Consider the following 23103-nt stretch of genomic DNA (forward strand, 5'->3'; position numbering starts at 1 on the left):
CGCGTGCATTCAACTGGTTGACAGAAACGCATAGCCTAATGAAAGTCTGGCATAGTTACCAAGAAAACAAACACACAAGACAGCGAGTAAAACTATGCTTGAGATGAAGCCGCTGACGGACGCGGACCTTGAAGCTTATTTCGATCTTTTCAACGACCCCGGCCTGGCGCGCAATGCGGGAACGGTGCCGCATCCGATCGACCTTGCCTGGGCGCGGGAGCGCATGGCGTCGCGCCTTGAGGGCGAAGCCAAAGGCGAGATGAAAGACCGGGGCTTTTTTGACGACGGCCAGTATGTCGGAAATGGTGGCTATTTCTTCCGTGATGGCGAGTTGGAGATCGGCTATTCCGTGCACCGAAACGCGCGCGGGCGCGGTCTGGCAACCAGGATGGCACGGATGATCGTGGCCATGGCCCGCGAAGACCGGCTCGCGGGGCCAATCGTCGCCAACTATTTTACCGACAATCCCGCGTCCGGCAGGGTGCTCGAAAAACTGGGCTTTGTAAAAGTGGGCCTTGAAACGGGTACGTCGATGGCGCGCGAGGGCGACATTGAAAGCCAGCGCACCGAACTCAGGGGCGATGTGCATCTGGCAGATCCGGCGGCCAGCGACTATCCGATCCTGTTTGAGCAGCATCAGGACAAGGAAGCCCAGTGGCAGGCGGCGGGTGGCCGCGTTTTTGACAGCGTGGAAGCCTATCAGCTGTTTCATGAAAATTCTTTGGCTGCCGGTGCCACGATTAAGACCATTCTTTGGGAAGGCAATGTCGCGGGTTATCTGGCGATGTTCAAACGGGACGGTGTGCCGGAGGTCAGCTATTGGCTGGGAAGGGCACACTGGGGGGGCGGTATTGCCACTAAAGCATTGGCGGAACTCCTTGACCAAATGGGCACACGAAACTGTGCCCTGTGTGCCCGTGTGGCCAAGGATCACCCCGCTTCAGGCCGGGTTCTGGAGAAGTGTGGCTTCAAACGTGTGGGCGAAGACAGCTATCATTCCGATATCCGCGGCGTGGCCGTTGAGGAATATCTGTACCGGCTGGATTGATCGCTTTTCACGATTACTAAATCCATTTCTATTCGTTGGATCAAATGAACGGCTTCCCCCATATTCAAGGGTAAGCAGCAGCCCGGCTTGACCCCTTCCTCCCCCCTAGCAGTCGGGATGCTGACTTCCCTGTTCCTCGCACGCTTCGGCTACTAGCCCCCAGTTTTTGGTCGAAGCATGTCGTCCTGCCGCTCCTGGTACTCCCGGGAGCGGCTTTTTTATTCTTAATTGCGGAGGGTCAAGGGCGCGTGAGTTGTCCCATAAAGCAAACAACAACAATGCTGTAGGGAGCAACCATGTCAGACGGCTGGGCAGAACCGGCGCTGCGTCAACAGATTGAAGATCTGATTGCGATGTTGAACCGCGGCCAGGTGCTGGAAGCGCTTGAGCAGTTCTATGCGCCGGATGCGCGTGTCTTTGAAAATGACTATCTGTTTGCTGAAGATCGCTTTGAAGCCCTGGCGCGCCAGAAACCTTTCATTGAGCCGTGTCTGTCAATCGACGGCGATGTTCGACTGGTGTACCTGGACGTAGGGCGGGGTATCTCCGTTTTGAACAACCAGACACGGTACGATCACCCGGAATATGGTCAGGGCCAGATTGACGGCGTGCATGTGCTTTACTGGCAGAATGGCGATGTGGTTCGGGAAAATTATTTTTCGGGCACCAAAGCTGGTGAAGCCCTTTCATTCTGGCAGTTGTTGGCTAGCGCCAAGACAAGCTGACAGGGCACCGCCAGTTTACATTTCAGCTTCAGGGCTGGGTCCGGTAAGCGAGTGCAAGGCCGTCGTCCAGCGGCAATCCGACACCGGTACAAGCGACTTTGCCGTCTTTCTTCCATGTCAGGCTGAAGGTATGGTCTGTGCGTTTGATATCGAGGTCGAAGCATGCGGCTTCAGCGCCGTCAGGCCCAAAATAGGTTACCTGATAAGACCCGGCAAGGCCCTCAGACGGCCCACCAACAGCCAAGCCGCGACAGGGTTTGTCCTGTGGCAGGCCAGCTTCGAACCACGTGGCTTCCAGCGTCCCGGGCTCCGAGCTTGGCCGATAGATACAGATGCCGTAATCGCTACTCATACAGTCCTGCTCACGATAGGTGGTGGTCCGCGCCAACTTCCTTGATCACCCGCCCCAGTGCTTCAAAGGTGGAGGCGCGTGGGTTGGTTTTGCGCCAGATCAGGCCGATGGTGCGGGTGGGGACAATGTCAGCAAATGGCAGTACTTCAACGCCTGTGCCTTCGGTCAGACCGGCTTCCACTGCCATTCCTGGCAGCAGGGTAATGCCGTGGCCCGCCGCCACCATTTGCAGGATGGTATTGAGGCTGGTGCCCGCCATCTCGCGGCGCGCGCCGCGGCCCAGCAGTTGGCAGGCCTCGAGTGCATGATCGCGCAGGCAGTGGCCTTCCTCCAGAAGCATCAGGCGTTTTTCGTCCAGCTCGGTTGATTTGATGCCGCCCTTGGGTGCCTCACCTTCCGGGAAGGCCACAAGGAATGGGTCGTGGAACAGTGGCAGTTCGGCGACATCACCGCAGGCGTAGGGCAAGGCATACAGGACCAAATCCAGCTCGCCTGAACGCACCAGCTCACACAGCTCGGCGGACTTGTCCTCCCGCAGGTGCAATTCGAGGTCCGGCAGCTTCCGGCTGATCGCGGGCATGATTTTGGGCAAAAGAAACGGTGCGATGGTGGGGATAACGCCCATTCGGACGATGCCCTTGAGCGGGTCCTTGGCTGAAGTGGCCAGGTCTGTCAGGTCATCCACATCATTCAGGATGCCTTGGGCACGCCGCACGATCTCTTCCCCAAGGGCCGTGAACATCACCGAGCGCTTGGTGCGTTCCACAAGCTGGGTCCCCAAAAGGTTTTCCAGCTCCTGCAAGCCCGCAGACAGGGTGGACTGGGTCACGTGGCAGGCATCCGCCGCCTTACCGAAATGGTTCGTACGGTGCAGGGCCACAAGGTACCGCAGCTGTTTCAGGGTGGGGGGGAAGCTCATCGATTTGTCCGATTATAATACCATTAATAAATTCATGCTTTCACTATAGGCTTGGTAAGGGCCAAGACCAACCACTTTCGCGAAGCTGGATGGGGGCGCGGTAATCAACCCCGAAAAAGGCAAGCTGCCTGATTATGGTCACAATTCGACTTTCTACTATCGTTGCCCTGCGTGTGGGGGCTCCGTATCTAGTCTGTATTAGTGGATGTTTTTGACCAGGCTGTTGTCTGGCCAACAGGCATTTGGCCAAAAAAATGGCCGGGTAAAAACCCGGCCCGAGTCACGACAGCGAGGATAGTACGGCTGCAGTCACGCAACCGTAATAGGAGTGGGCGCAGTCGAGACGCGCCCTCTCGCACCTCCTAAGAAACCAAATATCGGCCTTCGGGTCAATGCTTGTCTGCTCGAAATCGTTCAAATCCTTGGTTTACAGGTGTTTTTTTGGGGTGCAGCGCAGCATTTTGATACACTTTGGTGCAGCCAAACCAGCAATAGTGGAGCAACGCAAAAATGCGTCGGGTCTTCCTGTAAAGTGATTCGCGGGTAGCCTTTAGCTGCGGTTGATGAAACCGTCGGTAACCTTGCAGGCTGCGGGCCCCAGGAGGACCACAAACAACGTCGGCAAGATGAACAGGATTAGCGGCACAGTAAGGGTGGCCGGCAGCCGGGCGGCTTTTTCTTCCGCCAGCATCAGCCGCTCGTTCCGGAACTCTGCCGACAGCACACGCAGGCTTGTTGCCAGCGGTGTCCCGTAGCGCTCGCTCTGCACCAAAGTGGTTACCACGCCTCTGAGGGCGGGCAGGTCAACCCGTTCCGAGAGGTTCAGAAGGGCCTGGCGCCGTTCGGGCAGGAAACCCAGCTCGATGGCCGTCAAGGAGAACTCATCGGATAGTTCTGGTGCCGCGCGGCCAAGCTCTTTGGCCACCCGGTTAAGGGCACTATCAAGCGTCAGCCCCGCCTCCGCACACACCACAAGAAGGTCGAGTGCGTCTGGTAGTGACTTCCGCAAAGCCTCGGTGCGCTTGGATTTGACGTTGGAAACATACATATCCGGGAGCTTGAAGCCCAACAGCACGGCACAGACGGAAAAGATCGGGTACATGCTGGCTTTGCTGGCCCAGACACCCATGCCGTAGAACAAGGTAACGGCCACCAGGCCCATGATCAGCGGCATGGTAAGGCGCGCGACCTGGAATATCACCAGCGCGTCTTTTGAGCGGAACCCGGCCTGGGTCAGTTGGGCAGAAACTTTCTGGGTCTGTTCCTTTTGCAGCAGCTGCAGTTTGTCGGCCAGCTTGCGCATGGCACCAACACCGTCCACCTTTTTTACTGGTGATCGGCGCTTGGATGTGGTCATGAGGCCGGCTTTCAGGGAATCCCGGCGGTCCTGCAGGGACTTCACGCGCCCCTTCATCGGGTCACGCACCAGTGCGGTCTGATAGATGGTATACATCACCAGAAGCGCGACAAGGCCTGCGACAACCGAAAGGATGTCAATGATCTGGATGCCAAGAATGTCTTCAATTTGCTGCATCTGTTCCTAGACCTCGAACTTGATCATTCTGGACATGATGAAGATGCCCAGGCTCATCCACAAAAGCCCGCCCAACCCAGCCATGATGGCTTTCGGATGGGTAAAGAGAATGATGCCATAATCATAGTTGATGGCGAGGATTGCCCCCAACATGATGAACGGTAGCGCTCCTACGATCCAGGCGCTTGCTTTGGCCTCGGACGACAGTGCACGTACCTTCAGTTTCATCGCCTGCCGGCTTCTCAGGATGTTGGCCAAATTCCCAAGTGTTTCACCAAGGTTACCGCCCGTTTCGCGCTGTACGACAAGCGATATGACGAAGAATTTGAAATCTGGTGTATCCAGCCGGTCCGCGGTTTCCCAAAGGGCCTCTTCAAGTTGTTTGCCGAGGCGCATGGCATCGGTGATCTTCTGGAATTCGACCCCGGTAGGCGCACTCATTTCCTTGGCAACGTTGGCAATGCATTCGTTCACCGGTAGACCAGATTTGAGGCCACGTACCATCAGGTCCATCGCCTCCGGGAACTGTTTGGTGAAACGTTCCTTGCGTTTGTTGATACGGCCGGATACCCACATGTGGGGCAGGCCGAAGCCCAGGATGATCCCGAGCGCCGCGCCGAGTACCCATCCAAATCCCATCACCATGAAGACGCCAGCAGAAATGACAGCGATGCCAAAGGATACAGCTGCATACTTTGAAAGCTGTATCTCAAGCCCTGCCTGGGCAAGGCGCTTCTGGATCTGGTCCTGGCGCGGCAGCATTTCCGCGATCATGCCGGCGAAACCAGCCTCGCTCTGGCGTACGCGGATGGAACGGGATTGCTCGCCTTTCAGGGTGGTTTTGTTCTCAAACCGGGCCTTGAATTGCTCCAGCCGTGCACGGGTTTCCTTGCGGCCTTTGCTGAGCATGCCTGCAACGAAGAACCCGAGCACAATCAGAATGATCGTGGTCAGCCCGCCGGCCAGTAGGATGATATTCAGATTGGCGCCCTGCATGGTCTATCCGTTCATTGCCTCCATCAGCGCACGGTCGAGGCCGAAATATTCGGCTTTTGTCAAGAAATGTGGCCGTACGCCTGTTGAGTGGAAATGGCCCACCAGACGACCACTTTCGTCCTCGCCCGTGAACTCATATTTGAAAAGATCCTGGGTGGTGATCACATCGCCTTCCATACCCACCACTTCGGTGACGTGGGTTGTCCTGCGGCCACCATCGCGCATCCGCTGTACCTGTACGATCATGTCCAGGGACCCAGCGATCTGTTCGCGGATAGCTTTTGCGGGTAGGTGCAGGCCGGCCATATTCACCATGTTCTCAAGCCGGGTCAGTGCCTCGCGCGGGCGGTTGGCGTGGATGGTGCCCATGGAACCGTCGTGGCCAGTGTTCATGGCCTGTAGCATGTCGATGGCTTCACCGCCGCGAATCTCGCCAAGGATGATCCGGTCCGGGCGCATACGCAGGGCGTTTTTCACCAGATCCCGCATGGTCACTTCGCCCTGGCCTTCAAGGTTTGGTGGGCGTGTTTCAAGACGCACCACATGCGGCTGCTGGAGCTGAAGCTCGGCCGCATCCTCAATGGTGACAACGCGCTCGCCTTTGTCGATCATACGGCTGAGCGCGTTCAGCATGGTGGTTTTACCAGAGCCCGTACCGCCAGAGATCATGATGTTGAGGCGGCAGGCGCCTGCGATCTTGAGAAGCTTGGCTAGCGGCGCAGTGATTGAGCCAAAATCCAGCATCTTATCCAGCGTGATCTTGTCTTTAGTAAATTTCCGGATGGAAATGGATGCTCCGTCGATGGCAAGTGGTGGCGCAATCACGTTTACCCGGCTGCCATCCGCCAGACGGGCGTCACAGATGGGTGAGGTTTCGTCCACCCGGCGGCCCACAGCGGTCACAATCCGCTGGGCGATATTCATCAGGTGCTGGTTGTTACGGAAATGGACATCCGTGAGTGTCAGACGACCCTTCTGTTCCACGTAAACCTGGTTCGGGCCATTGACCATGATATCAGAGATGCTGTCGTCGGCCAGCAGGGGCTCAAGCGGGCCAAGGCCCAGCATGTCATCGAGCAGCAATGTGACAAGGTCGCGCTGCTCGGACAGGTTCAGGTTGATCTTTTCCTGAACCAGTAGTTCACCGACAACTTCACCAACCTGTTCGGCCAGTTCCGGACGGGGCAGCTCTGCCGCCGCTGCCGGATCGATATGTTCCATCAGCAGGGTCTGGACACGGGTTTTGGCTTCAAACAAGGTTTGTTTGTTGGCGTCTTTGGCTTTTGGGGCGTCAGGGGCCGCGTCGCCGATGGGGCCAATATTGGCCTCGGCTTCGTTCAACAGGTAGGTAACAAGATCTTTCTGTTCCTGTTCGGACAGATTGGCCTCTTCGCTATGCATGACGCGTTCGACCAACCCCTGCAACTTTTTGGTCACTTCGGCTTTCTGCGACATCCGTAGTTCGTCTGGCGTGAAATTGTCCTTGAGTTGGGCTTCGGCCAGCGACGCCAGCATTTCCACAGCGCTTACTGTTCCTGGATCAGTGATCGGCGCGGCCAGATTGCTGGTGCCGGGCGTCTCCTGAACGTCAACAATGGAAGGCGTGACCGACGGTGCGGCGGAAGTGGCGCTTCTGCCAAAGCCGCTGCCGCGTTTCAGTCCTTGCCGTTTTTTGCCAAATGCCTGCGACTTCATACCGCTAAACTAGTCCTGACTTACCAAGTTGGTTCGTTGTGCTCGATCTCTATAAAACCGCTATTTCTTTAATAATTTGTCTAACCAGGACCCCGATTTTTGCGTTTCTTCGTCATCGGCGTCGATCAGCTGCAGGAGTTCCTTATAGGCGGCAGCTGTTTTGCTGTTCGGAAGCGCATCCACGACGACCTTGCCTTGCTGCGATGCAGCCATGGATGTCTTCGGATCAAACGGGATTTTGACTTTGACCGAATGCTCGATCGAATTTTCGAAGTCCTTTTCGTCAACCTCGTTCGGCACCATACCCACCTTGTCGGCCACCACATGGATTTCCGCGTTTGGGGCGGCTTGCTTGATATGAGCCATCAGGCGGATACAGTCGCGCGCTGCCGGAAGGGAGAAATCCGTCACCATTATGATATCGGTGGCTGCCTTGAGGATATCAGCATGGTCACCCAGCATCTGGCGTGGGATATCTACGATCACATTGGAGTAGTTTTCGCCAAGTGCTGTAACCAGTTGTTCCAGTGCTCCTTCAGCAGGCTCTCGGAAGGCGCCAACAGGCGCCTCAGCAGCCAGTATCGCCAGCTTTTCGTGGGGTTTGACCACGGCGCGCTCCAGAAACAGGCCATCTACACGGTGCGGGTTATCAAGCGCATCAGGCAGCCCACGACCGGGTTCCAGATCAAACTGCATGGCTGAGGTACCGAAATAGAGGTCCAAATCCAGGATTGCAGTGTTCTTGTCTTTCTCGGCCATTAGCCAGGCAAGGTTGGTCACGATGGAACTGGTGCCAAGGCCGCCGCGAACACCCACACACACAATCTGTCGGTTGTCGGTTTTTACATGCTGGTCGGGCGCTTCATCCACGGCGACAAGGGCTTCCTGTGCCGCGAGCAGGGCATTCTGTAGCAGCTCGCCGGTGACGGGCTTTACCAGGTAATCAAAGACGCCTGCGTGGATCAGGTCTCGGTACAGGGTCACGTCATTGACATCGCCTATCGCCAGCACAAGGGTGCCTTCCTCGGCCACGTCGGCCAGCGCCTGCATATCGGCGCGCGGGTCAGCGCTACCGGAAATGTCGACGACCAGGAATTCGGGGCAGGGCATGGCGCCGAGGGCCCGCACGGCCTGGCCGATACCACCAGGGTATACCATTTCCGGGTTCCAGCCGATTTTGGCTGCGACGCCAGACAGCGTCTGAAGCGTGTCATTGTCAGCCATGAAGGCTGCAAAGGGCTCGCGGGCGGTTGTTTCAACTTTTGCCGTCATGTTCATCTTGCCCTCTTACTTCTTGTCGCCAGGAAGGCCGCCAGCGCCAGTGACTGGTTCTTCGCCCGATAGAGGTGCGATGAGCTGGTCAACTGCGGTGGAGGTAAAGCCGGCGCCGCTTTGACCCGCGATCAAGTCCCGGGGGTTGGCGACCATCAGGCCAAGGTTGGCTGTATTGGAGCATCCCAGGAAACTGCTTGGGTTGTTGCGCTGATTGTTCGAAGTTTCAGCCGCCCATTCACCACAGTTTGGTGTGGTCACCACATACCGCTCGAGGTAGAGCATCACACTGCCGCCAGATGGCATGCCGCCCAGGGTGGCTGTGCCGCCATAAGTGTAGCCCTGGCTTTTGAAATAGTCCTCAAGTGCCATCAACCGGTCGTCGGAGGCATTGCCCCCGTCCAGCATCAGAACATCGCCATAGGAGACGTTGGCGGCTTTCAGGAAAGTCTGGATACCGCTATATGTTGCGCCCGAAGGCGTGCTTGTGCCGTCTTCCTCTGCCTTGATTTCATAGGGCAGGCGGATCATCTGTACGCTGTTGCGCATGGTGGTTTCCAGGTGCGACGGGGCCGCCACATCTGTGTGCTGGCATGCCGTCAGGCCAAGAAGCCCAAGGCCAAGGAATGCCGATTTCAGTATTTTTGCCTGATTGGTCATGGTCCTGTTCCTTTCCGTGCTTCTTTGCCTAGTCCAGCTGGAAGCCGGCCCGCTTCTTCAGCGAGGCACCGCTTTGCTTGTCTTTGTTAGCCGCTTCATTTGCAGGTTGCGGTACCCACGACCGGCCGTTCAGGAAACGATCCATATCATTGGGCGCAACATAGCGATCGGTTGGCAGCACAAGCTGGCGGTCCGATACCGGGCGAACAACATAAGGTGTCACGACAATCAGAAGCTCGGTTTCGTCGCGGCGGAAGGATTCTGAGCGGAAGAGCGCCCCCAGGATCGGGATGTCACCCAGGCCGGGAATCTTGTCTGCGTCCTGCACCACATCATTTTGCAGGAGGCCAGCAATTGCGAAGGATTGGCCGCTGCCAAGCTCAACCGTGGTCTCTGCCCGGCGCGTACTGATGGAAGGGATGCTGATGCCTTCGACCCTGATGGAACCCGCGCTTGACAGGTCACTCACTTCAGGGCGTACCCGCATCGAAATGCGGCCCGAGTTCAGGACTGTCGGAGTGAAGTCAAGCTTCACACCAAACTCGCGATACTCAATGGCAATGCCTTCGCGGGTCGGCACGGGGATCGGGAATTCGCCACCTGCCAGGAAGTTGGCGGCTTGGCCGGTCAGCGCCGTCAGGTTCGGCTCCGCCAGAACGGTCAGGAAACCCTGCTGGTCAAGCGCATCGATGGCATAGTTGAGGTCCAACGTGTTGCTGATAAAGTCGCCATAGATGGATTTTACGCCTTGTTCCGGGAACTGGAACAGTTTCAAAGGCCCTTGGGTAACGGGGTCCACAACAATGTCGGCAACATTGCGGCCCGTAATCATGCCGATGCCAAAGCTGGATCCGAAATATCCACCTTCCCAATTGAAGCCAAGCTGTTTGACCACGCTGCGCGACACTTCAGCGATGCGCACACGCAGATTTACCTGCGTAGGCTGTGTAATCTGCAGTTCGTTCAATACGCGATCAGTGCCGAGTACGTCAGTTGCAAGAACTTCTGCCTTCGCAGCCTGGTCAGGGCTGTTGACCCGACCGTGCAGTACGATGATGTTCCCGTATGTACTTATGGAAATCGCTGTGCCCGGAAGCATATCTTCATAGGCACGCAGCAGGGCATCAAGGTTTCTGGTAACCGCCACATTTGCGGAATAGATCGTCTGGTCCTTGTCATCAATGGCATAGAAACTGGTTTCGCCCTGTGCCTTGCCATAGATATAGATGACGCGCGGTGACTTGACCTGAACGTCCGCCACTTCCGGATCAACGATGAAGACCTCGCTTGCTGGTCGGTCCAGCCGCACCAGGGTACCCTTGCCAACCTGCAGGGGCAGGGATGTCTCGCCCGCATTGACAATGCTTGCACCCGACATCGTTTTAAGGGACTCCGCGCTTACCGGTGTACCCGACAGCAGCGCGGTCAGCGACAGACCAATCAAGGCCGTTCGCGCAATGCTATTCATCTGCCTGATCATTTGCCTGGCTCCTTGCTTTCTCCGGCCCCGTCCACTTCCTTCGCGTCCGAGCCACGGCGAACGATAACGGTATCGCGCTTTTCGTCTTTGGTAGCATCAGGGCGGAACTGGCTCACTTCAGGGCTGCCGGTGAAGGTGAGCGTGGTGCCCACAGGGGGGCTGTCTGGGTCAGAAGGGAGGCCGTCATTACCGCCTGCAAGGCTGCGCAGGCTAAGCGACAAGCTGCCAAGCCGTTCCAGCATGGCGACTTTTTCGGCCATTTTGGGGGTTACCTCTAGGGTCGCCGTTTTAGCAACCTTTACTTCGTCCGTATCCGCGGGGCTGCGTTGGTCAACGCCCAGCACGCGAACATTCTGGAACACGGTTTCTGAGGTAACGTAAGGGATTTTTGTGCCTTTCATTTCGAAAGACTGGGTCAGGATTACGTCGACCCGGTCGCCAGGGAAGACAAAGCCCCCCACACTTGATGTCGGCGACAGCTTAACTGTTACGGCGCGCATGCCAGGGGACAGCACTGCTGCCATGAAGCCTTTTTCGCCCTGGGAGACAACAGCTGTCTTGGTAACCGGTTCGCCACCGGACACCGGGGTCCGGACCACCTTGCCAACAAGATCCTCGATCTTGCTTTTAGGCTGGCTGAAATAGTCATCCGCTACGCCGTCCTCGGGCCATGGACGCCAGGACACATGATCTTTGGTCAGGATCGTGCCGACGGACAAGGGCTTGGACGCAACAAGAATACGCGCGGCAGGAAGCTGCTGCGCAGTTGTCTGCACTTGCTGGCTTTGCTGCTCGAGGCCGCTCAGGAAGCTGCGGGTCAACAAGACCACCAGCAACACACCGACACCTGCGACGGCAATTAGAATTAGGCTTCTGGGGTTCATAGTCCCCTCCTGGCTTTTGTCACACACTCCCCAGGCCCATGGTCAGGCCGAAGGGTTAATAATTCTTCACGAATTAGATCGAAAGTGCAGATATCTGGTGGAAACAGACCCACAGCCCCCCGGCTGAAATAGCAACGCCATACGGTACTTTGGCGCTTTGTTCCGATTGGTCTTTTCTCCAGCGGCTCCAGGCTAGGAGTGCAATGGCAACAAAGCCGCCAATGACCGCAACATAGAGCACGAAAGAGAGCCCCAGGTCAGGACCGGCAAACAAGGCCACTGCAGATAAGAGCTTCACATCTCCGCCGCCCATGACGCCTGTTGCAAACAGGGCAAGGCCGACAAGGAAGACTGAGCTCCCGACAACGGCTGGCCAAACAATGGCGGCCATAACATCCGCGCCGGTCAGGAGGTCTGCTGCAACTGTGACTCCGAAAAGTCCTACAAGGATCAGGCTAAGCCGGTTGGCGATCTGCCTGGTCTTTATGTCTTCAATTGCAGCAAGGATAAGCACCACAGCAACGGCCAGAAAAATGCCTGTGTATATGGCTGTTGTTGCTTGCATATCTTGCCTGAGAACTGCTTTCCCGAAATCTGATTTCAGATCCCTGTCTCACTAAAAAAGCCGCCGGCAAAAGCTATTCCCCCAGCGGCCTTTTGAGTTTCTTGAAGTACCAACTTTTCGTTGGACGCCCGATTAAGGCGTTGTCGTCGGCGTTGCGTTGTCTACTTCAGTAGCCACACCGTCAAACATTTCGCCGAGGTCAGTACCCAGCGTATTCAGTGCCGTGATCAGTGCAACAGCGATGAGGGCGGCAATGAGGCCATATTCAATGGCGGTCGCGCCTTCTTCGTTAGTCCGTAGTTTGTTCAAAAACTTAATCATTGGTTTTCTCCAGCTGCCAAGATTGGATGCAACCTTTATAGCGCTGAACAACTAAATAAAAAGTTAACGTAAAGTCTAAAATGCTTTTTATTACAAAGACTTATTGTAAAAACTAAAGTAAAATTATCTAAAATTTTATCATGCTTAACAAGCTATTGATAATGTTGGCGAATCCAGAGAGCTGGAAGCCGGAAAACACTTCGAAAACTACTTCTGTGGATAAGAAACACGCCCGGATTTGAGGCGTTTGCTGAAATTTCTGGGCAGGTTTGTTAAAAAAATATTGGAAAATTCTGGATGAAAAGGGTGCTTGTGGCCCGAAAAGGCGAATCATCTAGGGTAAAATCAGGAATAACGATGTCCCAGAGACGTTAGATTCCTTAGAATCTTATATACGCGTGCGCTCGCATGCGCGGGAAAGGTGATTCTCGCGGTGGCTGCGCCCACCGGTGCGTCAATGATGAAAGCCAGCTTCTGTCCGGCTCATAGGAGGCCTGCCCGCTTGCTTGTGAGCGGCAACCGCATTTTGTTAAAATGCAGGCTATTTATGCACTGAATTTAAAGAATTCTCCAATAGGTTTGAGGCTCAGGCAGTGTGACCGGAACGACAGGCAGGCGATTCGGATGAAAAAACAATCGAGAATTCAGCGCTTCTTGCGCGACGAGAGTGCCGGCATGATCACCTTGAGTGCATTCATGTTGCCGGCGATTTTGGGTTTTGCAGGTCTCGGACTTGATGTAAGCGGTTGGTACATGGAGCGCCGTCATGTCCAAAACATTACCGACATGGCCGCCATCGACGTGGCAAACTCCGCTATCAATTTTTCCGATTCTGATCTTGAGGCCCAGTTGGCCGCCTTCATGGCGGCACGCGACGAATATGATAGTGGCTCCGACACGGTGACGATGAACAATCCGCCGACATCAGGTGATTATGCTGGCAACAACAACTTCTATGAAGTGACCGTATCGCGCCAGGTAACGCTGAAGTTCCTGAGCGCCTTTTACGCCATCACCGGGGATAACCTGACAGTTAACGTATCTGGCCGCGCCGTTTCCGGCGCTTTGGTTGTGGGGACCCAGTGTGTGGTTGCTTTGGACGATTCAGCAGACCGCGCGCTTGAGTTTTCCGGGAATACCACGATCGGGACCGACTGTGGCGTAACGGCCAACAGCGTATCCGATGAGGCTCTTTACATCGGCGGCAGTGCCACCCTTGACACCACATCGGTGCAGGCGGTGGGTGACATCAGCGTGCAGGGTGGTGGGACACTGACTACCACCAGTCCGCCGCAATCCTTGTCGCAATCGGCGGATGACCCGTTTACGAACCTGCCAATCCCCACGGATATGGGCTGCGATATTTCTGGTAACCAGCGGCTAAGGGACGGGGATTCGCTCGACGCTGCAGGCGGTGTGTTGCGCGTGTGCGGCGATATTACTATCCAGGGGACCGGCGTGGTGTTTGAGCCAGGTACCTACGTGATTGAGGGCGGTGATTTCAACGCCCTTGCCGGGGCTGACTTTACCGGTAGCGGTGTGACATTCATTTTTACCGGGGATACAAGCACGGACATCGGCAGTATCAAGATCAACGGTGGCGCAAGCGCTGTCCTGTCTGCGCCTGCTGACGATGGTAACGTTTATGAAGGCATCCTGTTCTACCAGGACCCAAATGCCGAATACCGTGGGCGCGATTCCGCAGCCAGCTTCACGGGTGGGTCCAGCATGACAATGGACGGTATCATCTATATGCCCAGTTCAGATGTGACCTTCAGCGGAGGAACGTCCTCTGCGCCGTCCTGCTTGCAGATATGGTCGGCCACAGTGAAGTTCACCGGTGACAGTTCAATTGATAACGACGAAACCGTCTGCAGCACAATGAATATCGAATCCACATCGCAGAAGCGTATTCTGCTCGTTGAATAGAGGTTTGAGGCAAGTCGACATGAGGCTGATGCAGAAATTCAGGACCGACCAGGAAGGATCGATTGCGGTTGAAACCGCAGCGATCATGACTGTGATTGCGCTGATTTCCATTGGCGTGGTTGATTTCGGTTTGGCTTATGCACGCAACATGCAGCTTGCGAACGCCGCACGGGCAGGCATGCAATATGCCCTCGTCCGCAAGCCTGTGCAGGGTGACTATTCAGGGATCATCGCGGCGGTGGAAGCCGCGGCGCCTGCCGCAGAGGATGGTTCCGGGCGCACCGTCACCGCGACACTATACTGCGAGTGTCCGGACGGAACCGCAAGCGACTGCACAACCACAAGCGATACAGATATCACTTGCAGCGACGGCACACTCAGGAAGGCCTATCTGGATGTCACTATCTCGGAGACATACGACCTTCTTCTTCGCTATCCGGCCTTTTCTGACAGTGTCAATCTGTCGCAAACGGCCACAGCGAGGCTGAACTGATATGATGTGTTCTAATCTAATAGGGCGCCTGCGGAAAGGCATCAAACGGTTCCAGCGCGATACCAGCGGCGTTGCTGCCGTAGAGTTTGCTTTGACGATCCCGATCTATCTCGGGTCCATAATCATGCTCGTGGAATTGTCGCGTATCGTCTATACTCAAGGGGTGGTGCTGTATGCCGCCGAAGAAGCCACGCGCTACGCCCTGGTGCATTATAATGCGACATCAGACGACGTTCAGGCGATCGCAGAAGCGAACTTGCTGGGGCTGGATCCAGACAACATCACCGCCATTATCATCACGTCGCCGGTTGATCCGTCCGACCAGACGAAATTGGTGACGGTTGAAGTTCAATATCAATACCTTCCTATCCTGTCACTTGAAGCGTTCCTTGACTTGGGCAGCGATGCAGGACTGGCCATCAGGGGCGAGTCCAGTGGTTTCCTGACAGAGGAAATTCCGTCCTAATGCATCTATCTGCCGCAACGCTCTCCCAATTACCGCTTGTCTCACGTCAATATTAATGGCAACGATTGAGAAAAGTGGGTGTGATATGACGTCAGAATTAGAACTGGAAGCTGGTGTGGCCATGCCCGCAGCGGGCGATGACTATCCAAGCGCAGAGATATTGGCCGCCGCGAAAGCGAGCCGCCGCCATGTTCCCGAAGATGCTGTGTTTAGTTATTTCGTGGCACCAGACGAAAGGCGTCTGCGGTTTGCACGCTTTCCCGCCAGCAAGGTGATCGAGCCCAAAGGCACCATCATTTTCCTGCCAGGCCGCACGGAATTCATCGAAAAATTTCTTGAGGACGTCCATATTTTCAATGCACTGGGCTTTGCCTGTGCTGCGATGGATTTGCGTGGGCAGGGCATGTCCTGGCGACCACACCCCAACAGGGATAAGCATTATGTCCGGTCCTTTGATCCGCACCTGACAGACGTGAAGGCCTTCTTTGATGAGAAGCTGGTGGGCAAGATGCCCAAGCCTTTCATCCTGATGGGGCACTCGGCAGGCAGCCATGTTATTTTGCGTTTCCTTAAGGAACACCCTGGCTATGCCGATGCAGCCATTACGGTGGCGCCAATGGTGAAGATTTTCACCGGAGGATTACCTTCCTGGGTTACTAAAGGCTTGCCGTTGATGGCCCGATTGTTGGGCTTGGGCGCCAGCTACATCCCTGGACACACTGCCTTCAAGGAAGGACGCTGGGGGTGGCGCAAGAAGCTCACCCATGACGACGAACGGTTCGAGGACGAGGATTTCTTCATCAAGACCAAGGACAAACGCCTGGCCGTTGGCGGTGCTACCTACAAATGGCTTTGGGAGGCACTCAAGTCCTGTGAAGTCCTGAATTCAGAAGGGTATCCGGAAGCCATCCAAACGCCTGTGCTGGTATTGCAGGCGGAAAAGGACCGTATCGTCGATAACGACGCCCAGCGGGCGCTGGTCGAGCGCATGCCACACGCCCGTCTTGTTGTCATCGATGGTGCGATGCATGAAATCCTGAAAGAAACGGATGACATTAGGGCGCAGGTCTGGCGTGCGGTCAGTGACTTCATCGACCTTGAAAACGGCCCTTCTTTTGGTGTCGATGTCCTGCAGACGAATTCACCCGCGCCGCTTGAGGGCGCTTAGACATCGTCCTCGACCATAAGCTTATGGCTGACCAGAAATGACCGGCAAGTGCGCCAAAGCTGCTGCCGGTCAGTGATGACTTTGCTCATCAAGTTGATACCCGACAGGAAAGCAGCCAGTTCACCTGCAAGTGCCTGAATATCAGTATCCGCTGCCAGTTCGCCCTGGTCCCTGGCCTGACGGACCAACCGCAAGAATCGGTCTACCATGGCACTAAATAAATCACGTACGAAGGGCGGGGCTTCTGCATCCTTTCCCAGTTCGGCGACAGAGTTGATCACCAGGCATCCCTTGCGGTCTGGGTCTGCGGAACGCAGGTCGCATATTTCACGAAACATGGCGCAAAGCGTTGGCAGGATCGGCTTGCCGTCCGTTATCTCGGTCAACACCCCGTCCGGGGCCTCTTTCTTGTATCGGTGCAGTACCAGACCAAAAAGCTTTTCCCGGCTTTCATAAGCGTTGTAGAAGCTGGATCGGGTGATCCCCATCGCCGCCGCCAGCACCGAAACACTGGTAGCTTCATAGCCATTTTTCCAAAAAAGGATCATGGCGATGTCCAAGGCTTCGTCTTTGTCAAATTGTGTCGGCCGGCCCACTGCGCACTCCTCGCTGCTGTTGGCTTTGATGTAACATATTTGTGTACATGCTTGTACAAAAAAATCTGATACCCATTTCCGTATTGTACAATAATGTACAAAATAAACACAAGCCTACGGAGAGAAAGATGTTCCCTACGCATTCCATCGATAGTGCCCCTGCGGGCAGTAAAGAAACGCTTGCCGCAATTGAAAAAGGTTATGGTTTCCTGCCGAACCTGGCCGGGAAGCTGGCCGAAGCGCCGACGGCCTTGAAAGGGTTTGTTTCGCTTGCGGGTATCTTTTCGGGTAATGACACCACCCTTAGCCCGCTTGAACAGCAGATTGTATTGGTGGCAACAAGTGCCGAAAATGGCTGTGACTACTGCACGGCTGCCCATGGCATGTTGGCACACAAGTCTGGCCTTGGCCGTGATGACGTGTCTGCTGCACAAAGTGGTTTGCCACTATCCGACCCGAAGCAGGAGGCCCTACGGGCGTTCACAACGATCATCGTCGAAAAACGTGGCTGGGCCGGTGAGGATGAAATCCAGTCCTTTCTGGACGCAGGGTATACCCGGGCTCAGGTCCTGGAAGTGGTGATCGGCGTGGCAGTTAAGACCATCACAAATTATGTCAACCACATGACAAAGCCGGAACTGAATGTTCAGTTCGCCGACTATGCGGTTACCAGGCAAGCAGCCGAATAGGCGCTAGTCTTTCAGGATATCCAACACCTGCCCCAGAAGCGTCGGGTCCCCCATGGCCACCAGTCGGCCGCAATCGCCCGGCGCTTCACCTTCCCAGTTTGTGGCGCAGCCACCAGCACCGCGGATCACGGGGATCAAGGCCATCATGTCATAGGGCTTGAGGCCGCTTTCCACCACAACATCCATATGGCCAGCGGCCATCACGGCATAGGCATAACAGTCAAGGCCATAGCGCACCAGTCGGGTTTCCTGGAGAAGCGTGTCGAATCTAGCGCGTTCGGCGTCCTTGAAAAGATATGGATCAGTGCTTGAAAGAGTTGCTTTGTCAAGGCTTGGACAGGCGCGGGTGCTGATGGGCGTGCCGTTTAATGTGGCGCCATCAGGCCAGCCCAGGTAGCGTTCCTTGAGGTAGGGTTGATCAATCACACCAATCACCGGTTCACCATGGTGGCGCAGGGCAATCAGCGTGCCCCACGTTGGCAACCCGGAGATAAAGGCGCGTGTGCCGTCAACAGGATCCAACACCCACTCGAACGGGCCTTCCGCAGCCTTGACCCCGAACTCTTCGCCGAAAATGCCGTGGTCGGGGTAGTGTTCCTCGATCAGCGCACGGATTACCCTTTCAGCGCCTTGGTCCGCTTTGGTCACCGGGTCAAAACCGTCGCCTTTGTCCTTGTCATCCACGCCCATGGGCTGCCGAAAATAGTCCAGCGTAACTTCGGCCGCGGCATCTGCCAACTTGCAGGCAAAGGCGCATAGTTCTTCGACCTGATCCTGCGATAGCGTAGCGGGCTGTGCTGTGGCGGTCATGATAAGTTCCCGTGACGTGATTGGATAAAGATTTTCATCAATGGCGCCTTGCCATTGCGGTCACTTTAGACCACAAATTGCCCGGAAGACGCAACGGATGTATGTGGATGAATGTTGATTTTCTGATCGTTGGAGCTGGGATCGCCGGGGCAGGGCTGGCCTTCCGCCTGGCGCCTCACGGCCGGACTGTGCTTCTCGATATGGAAGAGCAGGCCGGGTATCATACAACGGGCCGGTCGGCTGCTTTCTATGCCGAAACTTATGGCGGCCCGAAACTGCAGCCGTTAACCACGGCATCCAAGGAATTCCTGACCAGCCCCCCTGATGGGTTCACCGATGCACCACTGATGAACAAGCTGGGCGCTATCCATGTCTTCAAGGAAAGCCAGCGTGCGCAGGCAGAGGCTGTCTTTGAGGAGATGCGCGAAGCCCTTCCGGGTGTCCGTATGCTAACTGAGGCCCAAGTGCGTGACCGGGCGCCACACCTGAAGCCGGGTGTATTCGTTGGGGGAATTGATGATCCAGACTGCGGAGACCTGGATGTGGCGGCCCTTCATCAAGCGTATCTCCGTGCGGCGAAGAAGCAGGGGGCAGAGGTGTTTTTGGGAGCGGGCATGGAGGCTGCTGCGCACGATGGCACATTCTGGCATGTCAAAACCCGTACGGGGCAGGTGAAGGCGCGGGTGCTGGTCAATTGCGCCGGCGCATGGGCGGACGATATCGCCAAGCGTGCGGGTGTCTCGCCACTGGGATTGAAGCCCCTGAGGCGAACCATTATTACGGTACCGAAACATGGTGATGTTCCGTTTGATCGCTTTGGGCCGGTCATCATTGATGTGGATGAGGCCTTTTATTTCAAACCGGAAGGCAACGGCTACCTGATCTCACCCGCGGACGAGTCAGAGAGCCAGCCTTGCGACGCCCAACCGGAACTTGAGGATGTGGCCATCGCCGCGATGCGGTTCGAGGAAGCGACAGGCTTAACGGTTGAGAAGATCGACGCCAAATGGGCCGGTCTAAGAACCTTCGCGTCAGACAAGGCACCCGTCATCGGCTATGACGCCGGCCAGCCAGCCTTCTTCTGGAACGTCGGCCAGGGCGGATACGGTATTCAGACATCGCCAGCCTGGTCAGAATTGGCGGCCGCCCTCATCCTCAAACAGGGCGTGCCGGACACGCTGGCCCGGCACGGTGTCAGTGTTGACGTCTATCGACCGGAACGGTTGCGTTAACGCCTTCTACGCTGTCTGCGGTGGCGGGTTTCGCCAAAGGCAAAGACCAGGATCAGGGCGCCGGCAACGCCCGCGATAACATCGCCTATCCAGCCGGTGGGGCCCAGGCCGATCACGCCGAACAGGAAATTGCCGACCATCCCGCCAAAGATTCCCAAGATAATGTTGCCTAGGGCGCCAAATCCTTCACCTCGGATGATGTGACCAGCCAGGAAGCCGACAATGGCGCCAGTGATGATTGTTCCTATCATGACGTCTGCTCCTGTTTGTCATTATGGTTGGGGCCGAAGCGCAACAGGATTGCGCCTGCAAAGCCTGTGACAATGGCGCCAAACAAGTTGGTGGGCCCAAAGCCCAGTAACCCGACGGCAAACCAGGCCACTAGGGCGCCCAGAAGGCCCAGTGCAACATCGCCGACCGGGCCAAAAGACTTTCCTTCAAGATATCGTCCGGCAATGAAGCCCGTCAGGGCCCCGGCAATCAAAGTACCAATCATCAGTGCCTCCCCTAGTAGCGATATCGCCGACCATAACCGCGGTCATAATCAAACTCGCGCCGGAGTTCGTCGTTGCGGTATTGGCTCAGCGCATAGATGGCCCACATGGCGGCCACAGGCCAACCGATGACGGTTATCCACAGAAAAGCATTCATCAAGCCCTGGAAAGGGCGCCAAATGGTGAAAAACACCAGGGGTGGGAAAAGTATCGCCAGTATCAGGCGCATCAAATCCTCCTCTATCCTCGCTATGTGTCGACATTTTTTTGTCTTATTTGAAATATGTGGGTGTGCGCCTTTTTGTTTTCAAGGTCAGGCTTGGCTGAAGGGCGCCGTACGCCTGCCGTTGAAGGGCGTTATGTCGCTGCTGATTTTGATACGCAACCAGCCGCTACTGTGCTAAGGAGCCGAATAGCTACTTGTTTTCTATGGGGTTAGGGCAGCCTTGCCAGGCTAGGGATTGTGTGTCGAGATGATTAATTTTCTGCGTAACTTCAAAGTGAATGTCCGGATCTGGACGCTGACTATTTTGGCCTTTCTGGGCATGGTCTTCATTGTCTGGGAATTTTCCACTTTGGTGGCGGAACTGCAGGCGGGGCGCGTATCCGAGGCGCAGTTCGCAAGCCACCAGAACTTGGTTTATATTGTCACAGCTATCTTGATAGCTGCGATCTTTGCCCTGTCGTGGGCCATTACCGCCAGTGTTATGGGGCCGCTCCGACGTCTTCAGGAGGAGTTGAATTATCTTGCGGAAGGTAAGTACGACCAGCCGGTGACTGATACCAATCATGGTGACGGTATTGCGGCTATGGCCAAGGCAGCGGAAGTCCTGCGGCATAATTCGCTCGAGACAGAGCGCTTGCGTCAGGAAGCTGATGAGGCCAAGGCGCAACAGGCAGCCGCTGAACGCGAGGAAGAGGACCGCCGACACGCAGAAGAAACCCGCCGCCTGCAGCAGGAGCAGGAAAAAGAACGCCAGATGAAAGCCGAACGCGACAGCATGCGGGCGGACCTGGCAGATAGCTTTGAAAACGAAGTCTCTGGTGTGATCCAGTCCCTTTCAGGTGCAGTCGCAGAACTGCAAATGGCGGCCGACACCATGACGGACGCCATCGAGCAAACAACGATGGAAGTCAGCGCGGCAGCAAGTGCTACGGACGCCACAAGCCAGGACATGATCTCTGTAGCAGAAGCCACAGAAGGTCTTACCGGCGCCATTGGCGAAATCCGCACGCAGGTTGAGCAGGCCAATACTATCAGCACCAATGCAATGTCGGTGACCAAGGCGGCGGCTGAACGGGTGGGGTCGCTGGCCAGCGCGTCTGAGCGGATTGCTGAAGTCGTGCATCTGATCAACGATATTGCAGAACAGACCAATCTCTTGGCACTCAATGCCACCATTGAAGCCGCGCGGGCAGGTGAGGCAGGCAAAGGCTTTGCTGTCGTGGCGAATGAGGTGAAAAGCCTGGCAAACCAGACAGCACGTGCCACACAGGAAATTGAAGAACAGGTTGCGGCCATGCAGTCCGCAACCAAGGAAACAGTGGACGGCGTGAATGAAATTCACCGCACCATCAATCAGGTGAGCGAGATTTCCGGTATGATTGCCGCCGCCGTGGTGGAACAGGAAGCTTCGACCGGTGAGATCGGTCGCAGCGTCCAGAACGCCAGCCAGGGTACTGCCAATCTGGGCCAGAATGTTGGCCGCGTGCAGGAGATGGCGCAAAAGAGCTCTGGCGCAGCCACTGTGGTCAGCGAAAGTACAGGCGGCCTGACCGATCAGGCCAGCATCCTTGAGGATTCGGTATACCGCTTCCTGAAGAGATTGCGCGGTTGATCTGTGCCCCGATGTGGGATCGGTGAAGGCCTTCAGTCTCGTCTGAGGGCCTTTTCTTTACGCTCTATACAGGATCATGGGGTAACATGGTTTCTACAGAGAAAGTTTGGGTGAAGAGTTGATCAAAACATTCCAGATTGCGGTGGCAGCAGTACTGAGTGTGCTATGCGGTGCCTTTAGCATGGCAGACGATGGTGTGGAATGTCCTGCAACTGGCCCTGTGCTGCACCTGTCCGTTATCGCTGGTGAAATCACCAACATGATCGAGAAGTCCGGACAAGGTCCCTATTTGCGTTTGCTGCGCGAAATTGAGGCACAATCCAACATTCGTTTCGATGTGACTGTTTTGTCCGACCGTCGGGCAAAACGTGATTTTTTGGAAGGCATGGGCGATGTGTACATGATCCGCTCCAATTTTGATGAGGAGCTGTCGCCCGTCCGGGTCACGTTGGATGTGCACGGATTGCACGCATTCGTTCGCAAAGGCGAAGCTGTCCCAACGTCCCTGGATGACCTTAAGGGCAAACGTGTTGGCCTGCCTTACCTTTATTCCTTCCCCAAGAGCTTGATGGAGAATGCCGACATCAATGTGGTTAAGCTGGCGGAATCTGCTCACGCAAACCTGGAAGCATTAGCAATAGGCCGGGTGGACGCGACCATCGTGCCGCTGGCGGTGGGAGAGGCTTTCCTGAAAGCCAGGCCGGACGCCAATTTGACGGTAGACGTTGACCATCCGGTCCTTGTGAAAGAAGCAAGCATGGTATTCCGCCCCACATTGACCTGCGCAGCACAGCAGGTGGGTCAGGTGGTCGAAGATTTCAGGCGTAGCGGCAAACTCTTCACTATTTTAGCAGAAAACCCCTGATCTGATCGGTTGGCGCGAGACCGCGCAATCGAGGGTGGTGGCTGCTAATGCCTTGTTAAATCATCTGAATTA

26 protein-coding genes are annotated in these 23103 nt (G+C 55.9%); 10 read left to right on the forward strand and 16 right to left on the reverse strand.

Going from position 1 to position 23103, the window contains the following annotated elements:
* The first annotated feature begins 94 nt into the window (after positions 1 to 94).
* Together KORLAC_RS02140 and KORLAC_RS02145 are read left to right on the forward strand one after the other, a co-directional pair.
* The gene (locus KORLAC_RS02140) at positions 95 to 1048 is read left to right on the forward strand and encodes a GNAT family N-acetyltransferase (protein ID WP_068302184.1); all 954 of its coding nucleotides are present in this window, start codon (positions 95 to 97) and stop codon (positions 1046 to 1048) included.
* Between the two features lie 296 nt (positions 1049 to 1344).
* On the forward strand, positions 1345 to 1773 hold the full coding sequence (locus KORLAC_RS02145; protein ID WP_068302186.1) for a hypothetical protein: 429 nt from the start codon (positions 1345 to 1347) through the stop codon (positions 1771 to 1773).
* Between the two features lie 28 nt (positions 1774 to 1801).
* Here the strand turns inward: KORLAC_RS02145 and KORLAC_RS02150 are convergent, their stop codons facing one another.
* The 11 genes from KORLAC_RS02150 to KORLAC_RS02200 form a co-directional block, all read right to left on the reverse strand.
* The gene (locus KORLAC_RS02150; RefSeq protein WP_068302192.1) at positions 1802 to 2125 is read right to left on the reverse strand and encodes a hypothetical protein; all 324 of its coding nucleotides are present in this window, start codon (positions 2123 to 2125) and stop codon (positions 1802 to 1804) included.
* Positions 2126 to 2135: 10 nt separating this feature from the next.
* Entirely contained in the window at positions 2136 to 3044 is a 909-nt protein-coding gene (locus tag KORLAC_RS02155) for a hydrogen peroxide-inducible genes activator (protein WP_068302197.1), read from the reverse strand.
* 550 nt (positions 3045 to 3594) lie between these two features.
* Entirely contained in the window at positions 3595 to 4578 is a 984-nt protein-coding gene (locus KORLAC_RS02160; RefSeq protein WP_068302200.1) for a type II secretion system F family protein, read from the reverse strand.
* Positions 4579 to 4584: 6 nt separating this feature from the next.
* Positions 4585 to 5574 (reverse strand): type II secretion system F family protein, encoded by a 990-nt coding sequence (locus KORLAC_RS02165; RefSeq protein WP_068302203.1) that lies wholly within the window; start codon positions 5572 to 5574, stop codon positions 4585 to 4587.
* A gap of 3 nt (positions 5575 to 5577) precedes the next feature.
* Positions 5578 to 7269 carry a TadA family conjugal transfer-associated ATPase gene (locus tag KORLAC_RS02170; RefSeq protein ID WP_068302207.1) on the reverse strand — a complete coding sequence of 564 codons (1692 nt, stop codon included), beginning with the start codon at positions 7267 to 7269 and terminating at the stop codon, positions 5578 to 5580.
* A gap of 60 nt (positions 7270 to 7329) precedes the next feature.
* Positions 7330 to 8547 carry a CpaE/TadZ family protein gene (locus KORLAC_RS02175; protein WP_068302210.1) on the reverse strand — a complete coding sequence of 406 codons (1218 nt, stop codon included), beginning with the start codon at positions 8545 to 8547 and terminating at the stop codon, positions 7330 to 7332.
* Positions 8548 to 8556: 9 nt separating this feature from the next.
* Positions 8557 to 9201 carry a CpaD family pilus assembly lipoprotein gene (locus KORLAC_RS02180; RefSeq protein ID WP_068302212.1) on the reverse strand — a complete coding sequence of 215 codons (645 nt, stop codon included), beginning with the start codon at positions 9199 to 9201 and terminating at the stop codon, positions 8557 to 8559.
* Positions 9202 to 9229: 28 nt separating this feature from the next.
* The gene (locus tag KORLAC_RS02185; RefSeq protein WP_068302215.1) at positions 9230 to 10681 is read right to left on the reverse strand and encodes a type II and III secretion system protein family protein; all 1452 of its coding nucleotides are present in this window, start codon (positions 10679 to 10681) and stop codon (positions 9230 to 9232) included.
* Positions 10678 to 11565 (reverse strand): Flp pilus assembly protein CpaB, encoded by an 888-nt coding sequence (gene cpaB / locus KORLAC_RS02190; RefSeq protein WP_068302218.1) that lies wholly within the window; start codon positions 11563 to 11565, stop codon positions 10678 to 10680. Before cpaB ends, KORLAC_RS02185 begins: the two co-directional genes overlap by 4 nt.
* Positions 11566 to 11638: 73 nt before the next feature.
* Positions 11639 to 12130, reverse strand: a complete 492-nt coding sequence (locus KORLAC_RS02195) for an A24 family peptidase (RefSeq protein ID WP_068302220.1) — start codon at positions 12128 to 12130, stop codon at positions 11639 to 11641.
* Between the two features lie 132 nt (positions 12131 to 12262).
* The gene (locus KORLAC_RS02200) at positions 12263 to 12451 is read right to left on the reverse strand and encodes a Flp family type IVb pilin (protein WP_068302223.1); all 189 of its coding nucleotides are present in this window, start codon (positions 12449 to 12451) and stop codon (positions 12263 to 12265) included.
* Between the two features lie 624 nt (positions 12452 to 13075).
* Here KORLAC_RS02200 and KORLAC_RS02205 point away from each other — a divergent pair.
* The 4 genes from KORLAC_RS02205 to KORLAC_RS02220 all read left to right on the forward strand — a co-directional run bounded on the left by KORLAC_RS02205 (position 13076) and on the right by KORLAC_RS02220 (position 16507).
* Positions 13076 to 14380, forward strand: coding sequence for a pilus assembly protein TadG-related protein (locus KORLAC_RS02205; protein WP_068302226.1), 1305 nt, complete (start codon positions 13076 to 13078; stop codon positions 14378 to 14380).
* 28 nt (positions 14381 to 14408) lie between these two features.
* Positions 14409 to 14873: a TadE/TadG family type IV pilus assembly protein gene (locus KORLAC_RS02210; RefSeq protein ID WP_206594837.1), complete on the forward strand. Its 465-nt coding sequence runs from the start codon at positions 14409 to 14411 to the stop codon at positions 14871 to 14873.
* Between the two features lies 1 nt (position 14874).
* Positions 14875 to 15339, forward strand: a complete 465-nt coding sequence (locus KORLAC_RS02215; protein ID WP_068302232.1) for a TadE/TadG family type IV pilus assembly protein — start codon at positions 14875 to 14877, stop codon at positions 15337 to 15339.
* 85 nt (positions 15340 to 15424) lie between these two features.
* Positions 15425 to 16507: an alpha/beta fold hydrolase gene (locus tag KORLAC_RS02220; protein ID WP_068302239.1), complete on the forward strand. Its 1083-nt coding sequence runs from the start codon at positions 15425 to 15427 to the stop codon at positions 16505 to 16507.
* On the opposite strand, the gene KORLAC_RS02225 is transcribed toward KORLAC_RS02220, so the two are convergent.
* On the reverse strand, positions 16504 to 17067 hold the full coding sequence (locus KORLAC_RS02225; protein ID WP_139167499.1) for a TetR/AcrR family transcriptional regulator: 564 nt from the start codon (positions 17065 to 17067) through the stop codon (positions 16504 to 16506). The genes KORLAC_RS02220 and KORLAC_RS02225 overlap by 4 nt on opposite strands.
* 164 nt (positions 17068 to 17231) lie before the next feature.
* On the opposite strand from KORLAC_RS02225, the gene KORLAC_RS02230 reads away from it, so the two are divergent.
* The gene (locus tag KORLAC_RS02230; protein ID WP_068302246.1) at positions 17232 to 17792 is read left to right on the forward strand and encodes a carboxymuconolactone decarboxylase family protein; all 561 of its coding nucleotides are present in this window, start codon (positions 17232 to 17234) and stop codon (positions 17790 to 17792) included.
* A 3-nt stretch (positions 17793 to 17795) separates the two neighbouring features.
* Here KORLAC_RS02230 and hisN read toward each other — a convergent pair whose 3' ends face one another.
* Positions 17796 to 18602 carry a histidinol-phosphatase gene (gene hisN / locus KORLAC_RS02235; RefSeq protein ID WP_068302248.1) on the reverse strand — a complete coding sequence of 269 codons (807 nt, stop codon included), beginning with the start codon at positions 18600 to 18602 and terminating at the stop codon, positions 17796 to 17798.
* Between the two features lie 107 nt (positions 18603 to 18709).
* On the opposite strand from hisN, the gene KORLAC_RS02240 reads away from it, so the two are divergent.
* Complete coding sequence (locus KORLAC_RS02240) at positions 18710 to 19834, forward strand: NAD(P)/FAD-dependent oxidoreductase (RefSeq protein WP_160328577.1); 1125 nt, start codon at positions 18710 to 18712, stop codon at positions 19832 to 19834.
* On the opposite strand, the gene KORLAC_RS02245 is transcribed toward KORLAC_RS02240, so the two are convergent.
* From KORLAC_RS02245 to KORLAC_RS02255, 3 genes are read right to left on the reverse strand one after another with little or no spacing between them, the layout of a single operon-like run.
* Complete coding sequence (locus KORLAC_RS02245; protein WP_068302252.1) at positions 19831 to 20085, reverse strand: GlsB/YeaQ/YmgE family stress response membrane protein; 255 nt, start codon at positions 20083 to 20085, stop codon at positions 19831 to 19833. The genes KORLAC_RS02240 and KORLAC_RS02245 overlap by 4 nt on opposite strands.
* Positions 20082 to 20330 (reverse strand): GlsB/YeaQ/YmgE family stress response membrane protein, encoded by a 249-nt coding sequence (locus tag KORLAC_RS02250; RefSeq protein WP_068302255.1) that lies wholly within the window; start codon positions 20328 to 20330, stop codon positions 20082 to 20084. The genes KORLAC_RS02245 and KORLAC_RS02250 overlap by 4 nt, the downstream gene beginning before the upstream one ends.
* A gap of 11 nt (positions 20331 to 20341) precedes the next feature.
* On the reverse strand, positions 20342 to 20557 hold the full coding sequence (locus tag KORLAC_RS02255) for a hypothetical protein (protein WP_068302258.1): 216 nt from the start codon (positions 20555 to 20557) through the stop codon (positions 20342 to 20344).
* A 244-nt stretch (positions 20558 to 20801) separates the two neighbouring features.
* On the opposite strand from KORLAC_RS02255, the gene KORLAC_RS02260 reads away from it, so the two are divergent.
* Complete coding sequence (locus KORLAC_RS02260) at positions 20802 to 22166, forward strand: methyl-accepting chemotaxis protein (RefSeq protein ID WP_068302260.1); 1365 nt, start codon at positions 20802 to 20804, stop codon at positions 22164 to 22166.
* 106 nt (positions 22167 to 22272) lie between these two features.
* Positions 22273 to 23031 (forward strand): substrate-binding periplasmic protein, encoded by a 759-nt coding sequence (locus KORLAC_RS02265; protein WP_068302261.1) that lies wholly within the window; start codon positions 22273 to 22275, stop codon positions 23029 to 23031.
* The last annotated feature ends 72 nt before the right edge of the window (positions 23032 to 23103 follow it).

It is taken from the genome of Kordiimonas lacus, assembly GCF_001550055.1.
Classification (GTDB): Bacteria; Pseudomonadota; Alphaproteobacteria; order Sphingomonadales; family Kordiimonadaceae; genus Kordiimonas; species Kordiimonas lacus.

Bases quoted from the DNA above. Each gene is read 5' to 3' on its own strand.
- KORLAC_RS02185 (WP_068302215.1), bottom strand. From the start codon at position 10,681: ATGATCAGGCAGATGAATAGCATTGCGCGAACGGCCTTGATTGGTCTG.
- KORLAC_RS02210 (WP_206594837.1), top strand. From the start codon at position 14,409: ATGCAGAAATTCAGGACCGACCAGGAAGGATCGATTGCGGTTGAAACC.
- KORLAC_RS02255 (WP_068302258.1), bottom strand. From the start codon at position 20,557: ATGCGCCTGATACTGGCGATACTTTTCCCACCCCTGGTGTTTTTCACC.
- KORLAC_RS02155 (WP_068302197.1), bottom strand. From the start codon at position 3,044: ATGAGCTTCCCCCCCACCCTGAAACAGCTGCGGTACCTTGTGGCCCTG.
- KORLAC_RS02195 (WP_068302220.1), bottom strand. From the start codon at position 12,130: ATGCAAGCAACAACAGCCATATACACAGGCATTTTTCTGGCCGTTGCT.
- KORLAC_RS02140 (WP_068302184.1), top strand. From the start codon at position 95: ATGCTTGAGATGAAGCCGCTGACGGACGCGGACCTTGAAGCTTATTTC.
- cpaB (WP_068302218.1), bottom strand. From the start codon at position 11,565: ATGAACCCCAGAAGCCTAATTCTAATTGCCGTCGCAGGTGTCGGTGTG.
- KORLAC_RS02160 (WP_068302200.1), bottom strand. From the start codon at position 4,578: ATGCAGCAAATTGAAGACATTCTTGGCATCCAGATCATTGACATCCTT.
- hisN (WP_068302248.1), bottom strand. From the start codon at position 18,602: ATGACCGCCACAGCACAGCCCGCTACGCTATCGCAGGATCAGGTCGAA.
- KORLAC_RS02215 (WP_068302232.1), top strand. From the start codon at position 14,875: ATGATGTGTTCTAATCTAATAGGGCGCCTGCGGAAAGGCATCAAACGG.
- KORLAC_RS02220 (WP_068302239.1), top strand. From the start codon at position 15,425: ATGACGTCAGAATTAGAACTGGAAGCTGGTGTGGCCATGCCCGCAGCG.
- KORLAC_RS02260 (WP_068302260.1), top strand. From the start codon at position 20,802: ATGATTAATTTTCTGCGTAACTTCAAAGTGAATGTCCGGATCTGGACG.
- KORLAC_RS02165 (WP_068302203.1), bottom strand. From the start codon at position 5,574: ATGCAGGGCGCCAATCTGAATATCATCCTACTGGCCGGCGGGCTGACC.
- KORLAC_RS02145 (WP_068302186.1), top strand. From the start codon at position 1,345: ATGTCAGACGGCTGGGCAGAACCGGCGCTGCGTCAACAGATTGAAGAT.
- KORLAC_RS02200 (WP_068302223.1), bottom strand. From the start codon at position 12,451: ATGATTAAGTTTTTGAACAAACTACGGACTAACGAAGAAGGCGCGACC.
- KORLAC_RS02180 (WP_068302212.1), bottom strand. From the start codon at position 9,201: ATGACCAATCAGGCAAAAATACTGAAATCGGCATTCCTTGGCCTTGGG.
- KORLAC_RS02150 (WP_068302192.1), bottom strand. From the start codon at position 2,125: ATGAGTAGCGATTACGGCATCTGTATCTATCGGCCAAGCTCGGAGCCC.
- KORLAC_RS02170 (WP_068302207.1), bottom strand. From the start codon at position 7,269: ATGAAGTCGCAGGCATTTGGCAAAAAACGGCAAGGACTGAAACGCGGC.
- KORLAC_RS02230 (WP_068302246.1), top strand. From the start codon at position 17,232: ATGTTCCCTACGCATTCCATCGATAGTGCCCCTGCGGGCAGTAAAGAA.
- KORLAC_RS02205 (WP_068302226.1), top strand. From the start codon at position 13,076: ATGAAAAAACAATCGAGAATTCAGCGCTTCTTGCGCGACGAGAGTGCC.
- KORLAC_RS02245 (WP_068302252.1), bottom strand. From the start codon at position 20,085: ATGATAGGAACAATCATCACTGGCGCCATTGTCGGCTTCCTGGCTGGT.
- KORLAC_RS02250 (WP_068302255.1), bottom strand. From the start codon at position 20,330: ATGATTGGTACTTTGATTGCCGGGGCCCTGACGGGCTTCATTGCCGGA.
- KORLAC_RS02175 (WP_068302210.1), bottom strand. From the start codon at position 8,547: ATGAACATGACGGCAAAAGTTGAAACAACCGCCCGCGAGCCCTTTGCA.
- KORLAC_RS02240 (WP_160328577.1), top strand. From the start codon at position 18,710: ATGAATGTTGATTTTCTGATCGTTGGAGCTGGGATCGCCGGGGCAGGG.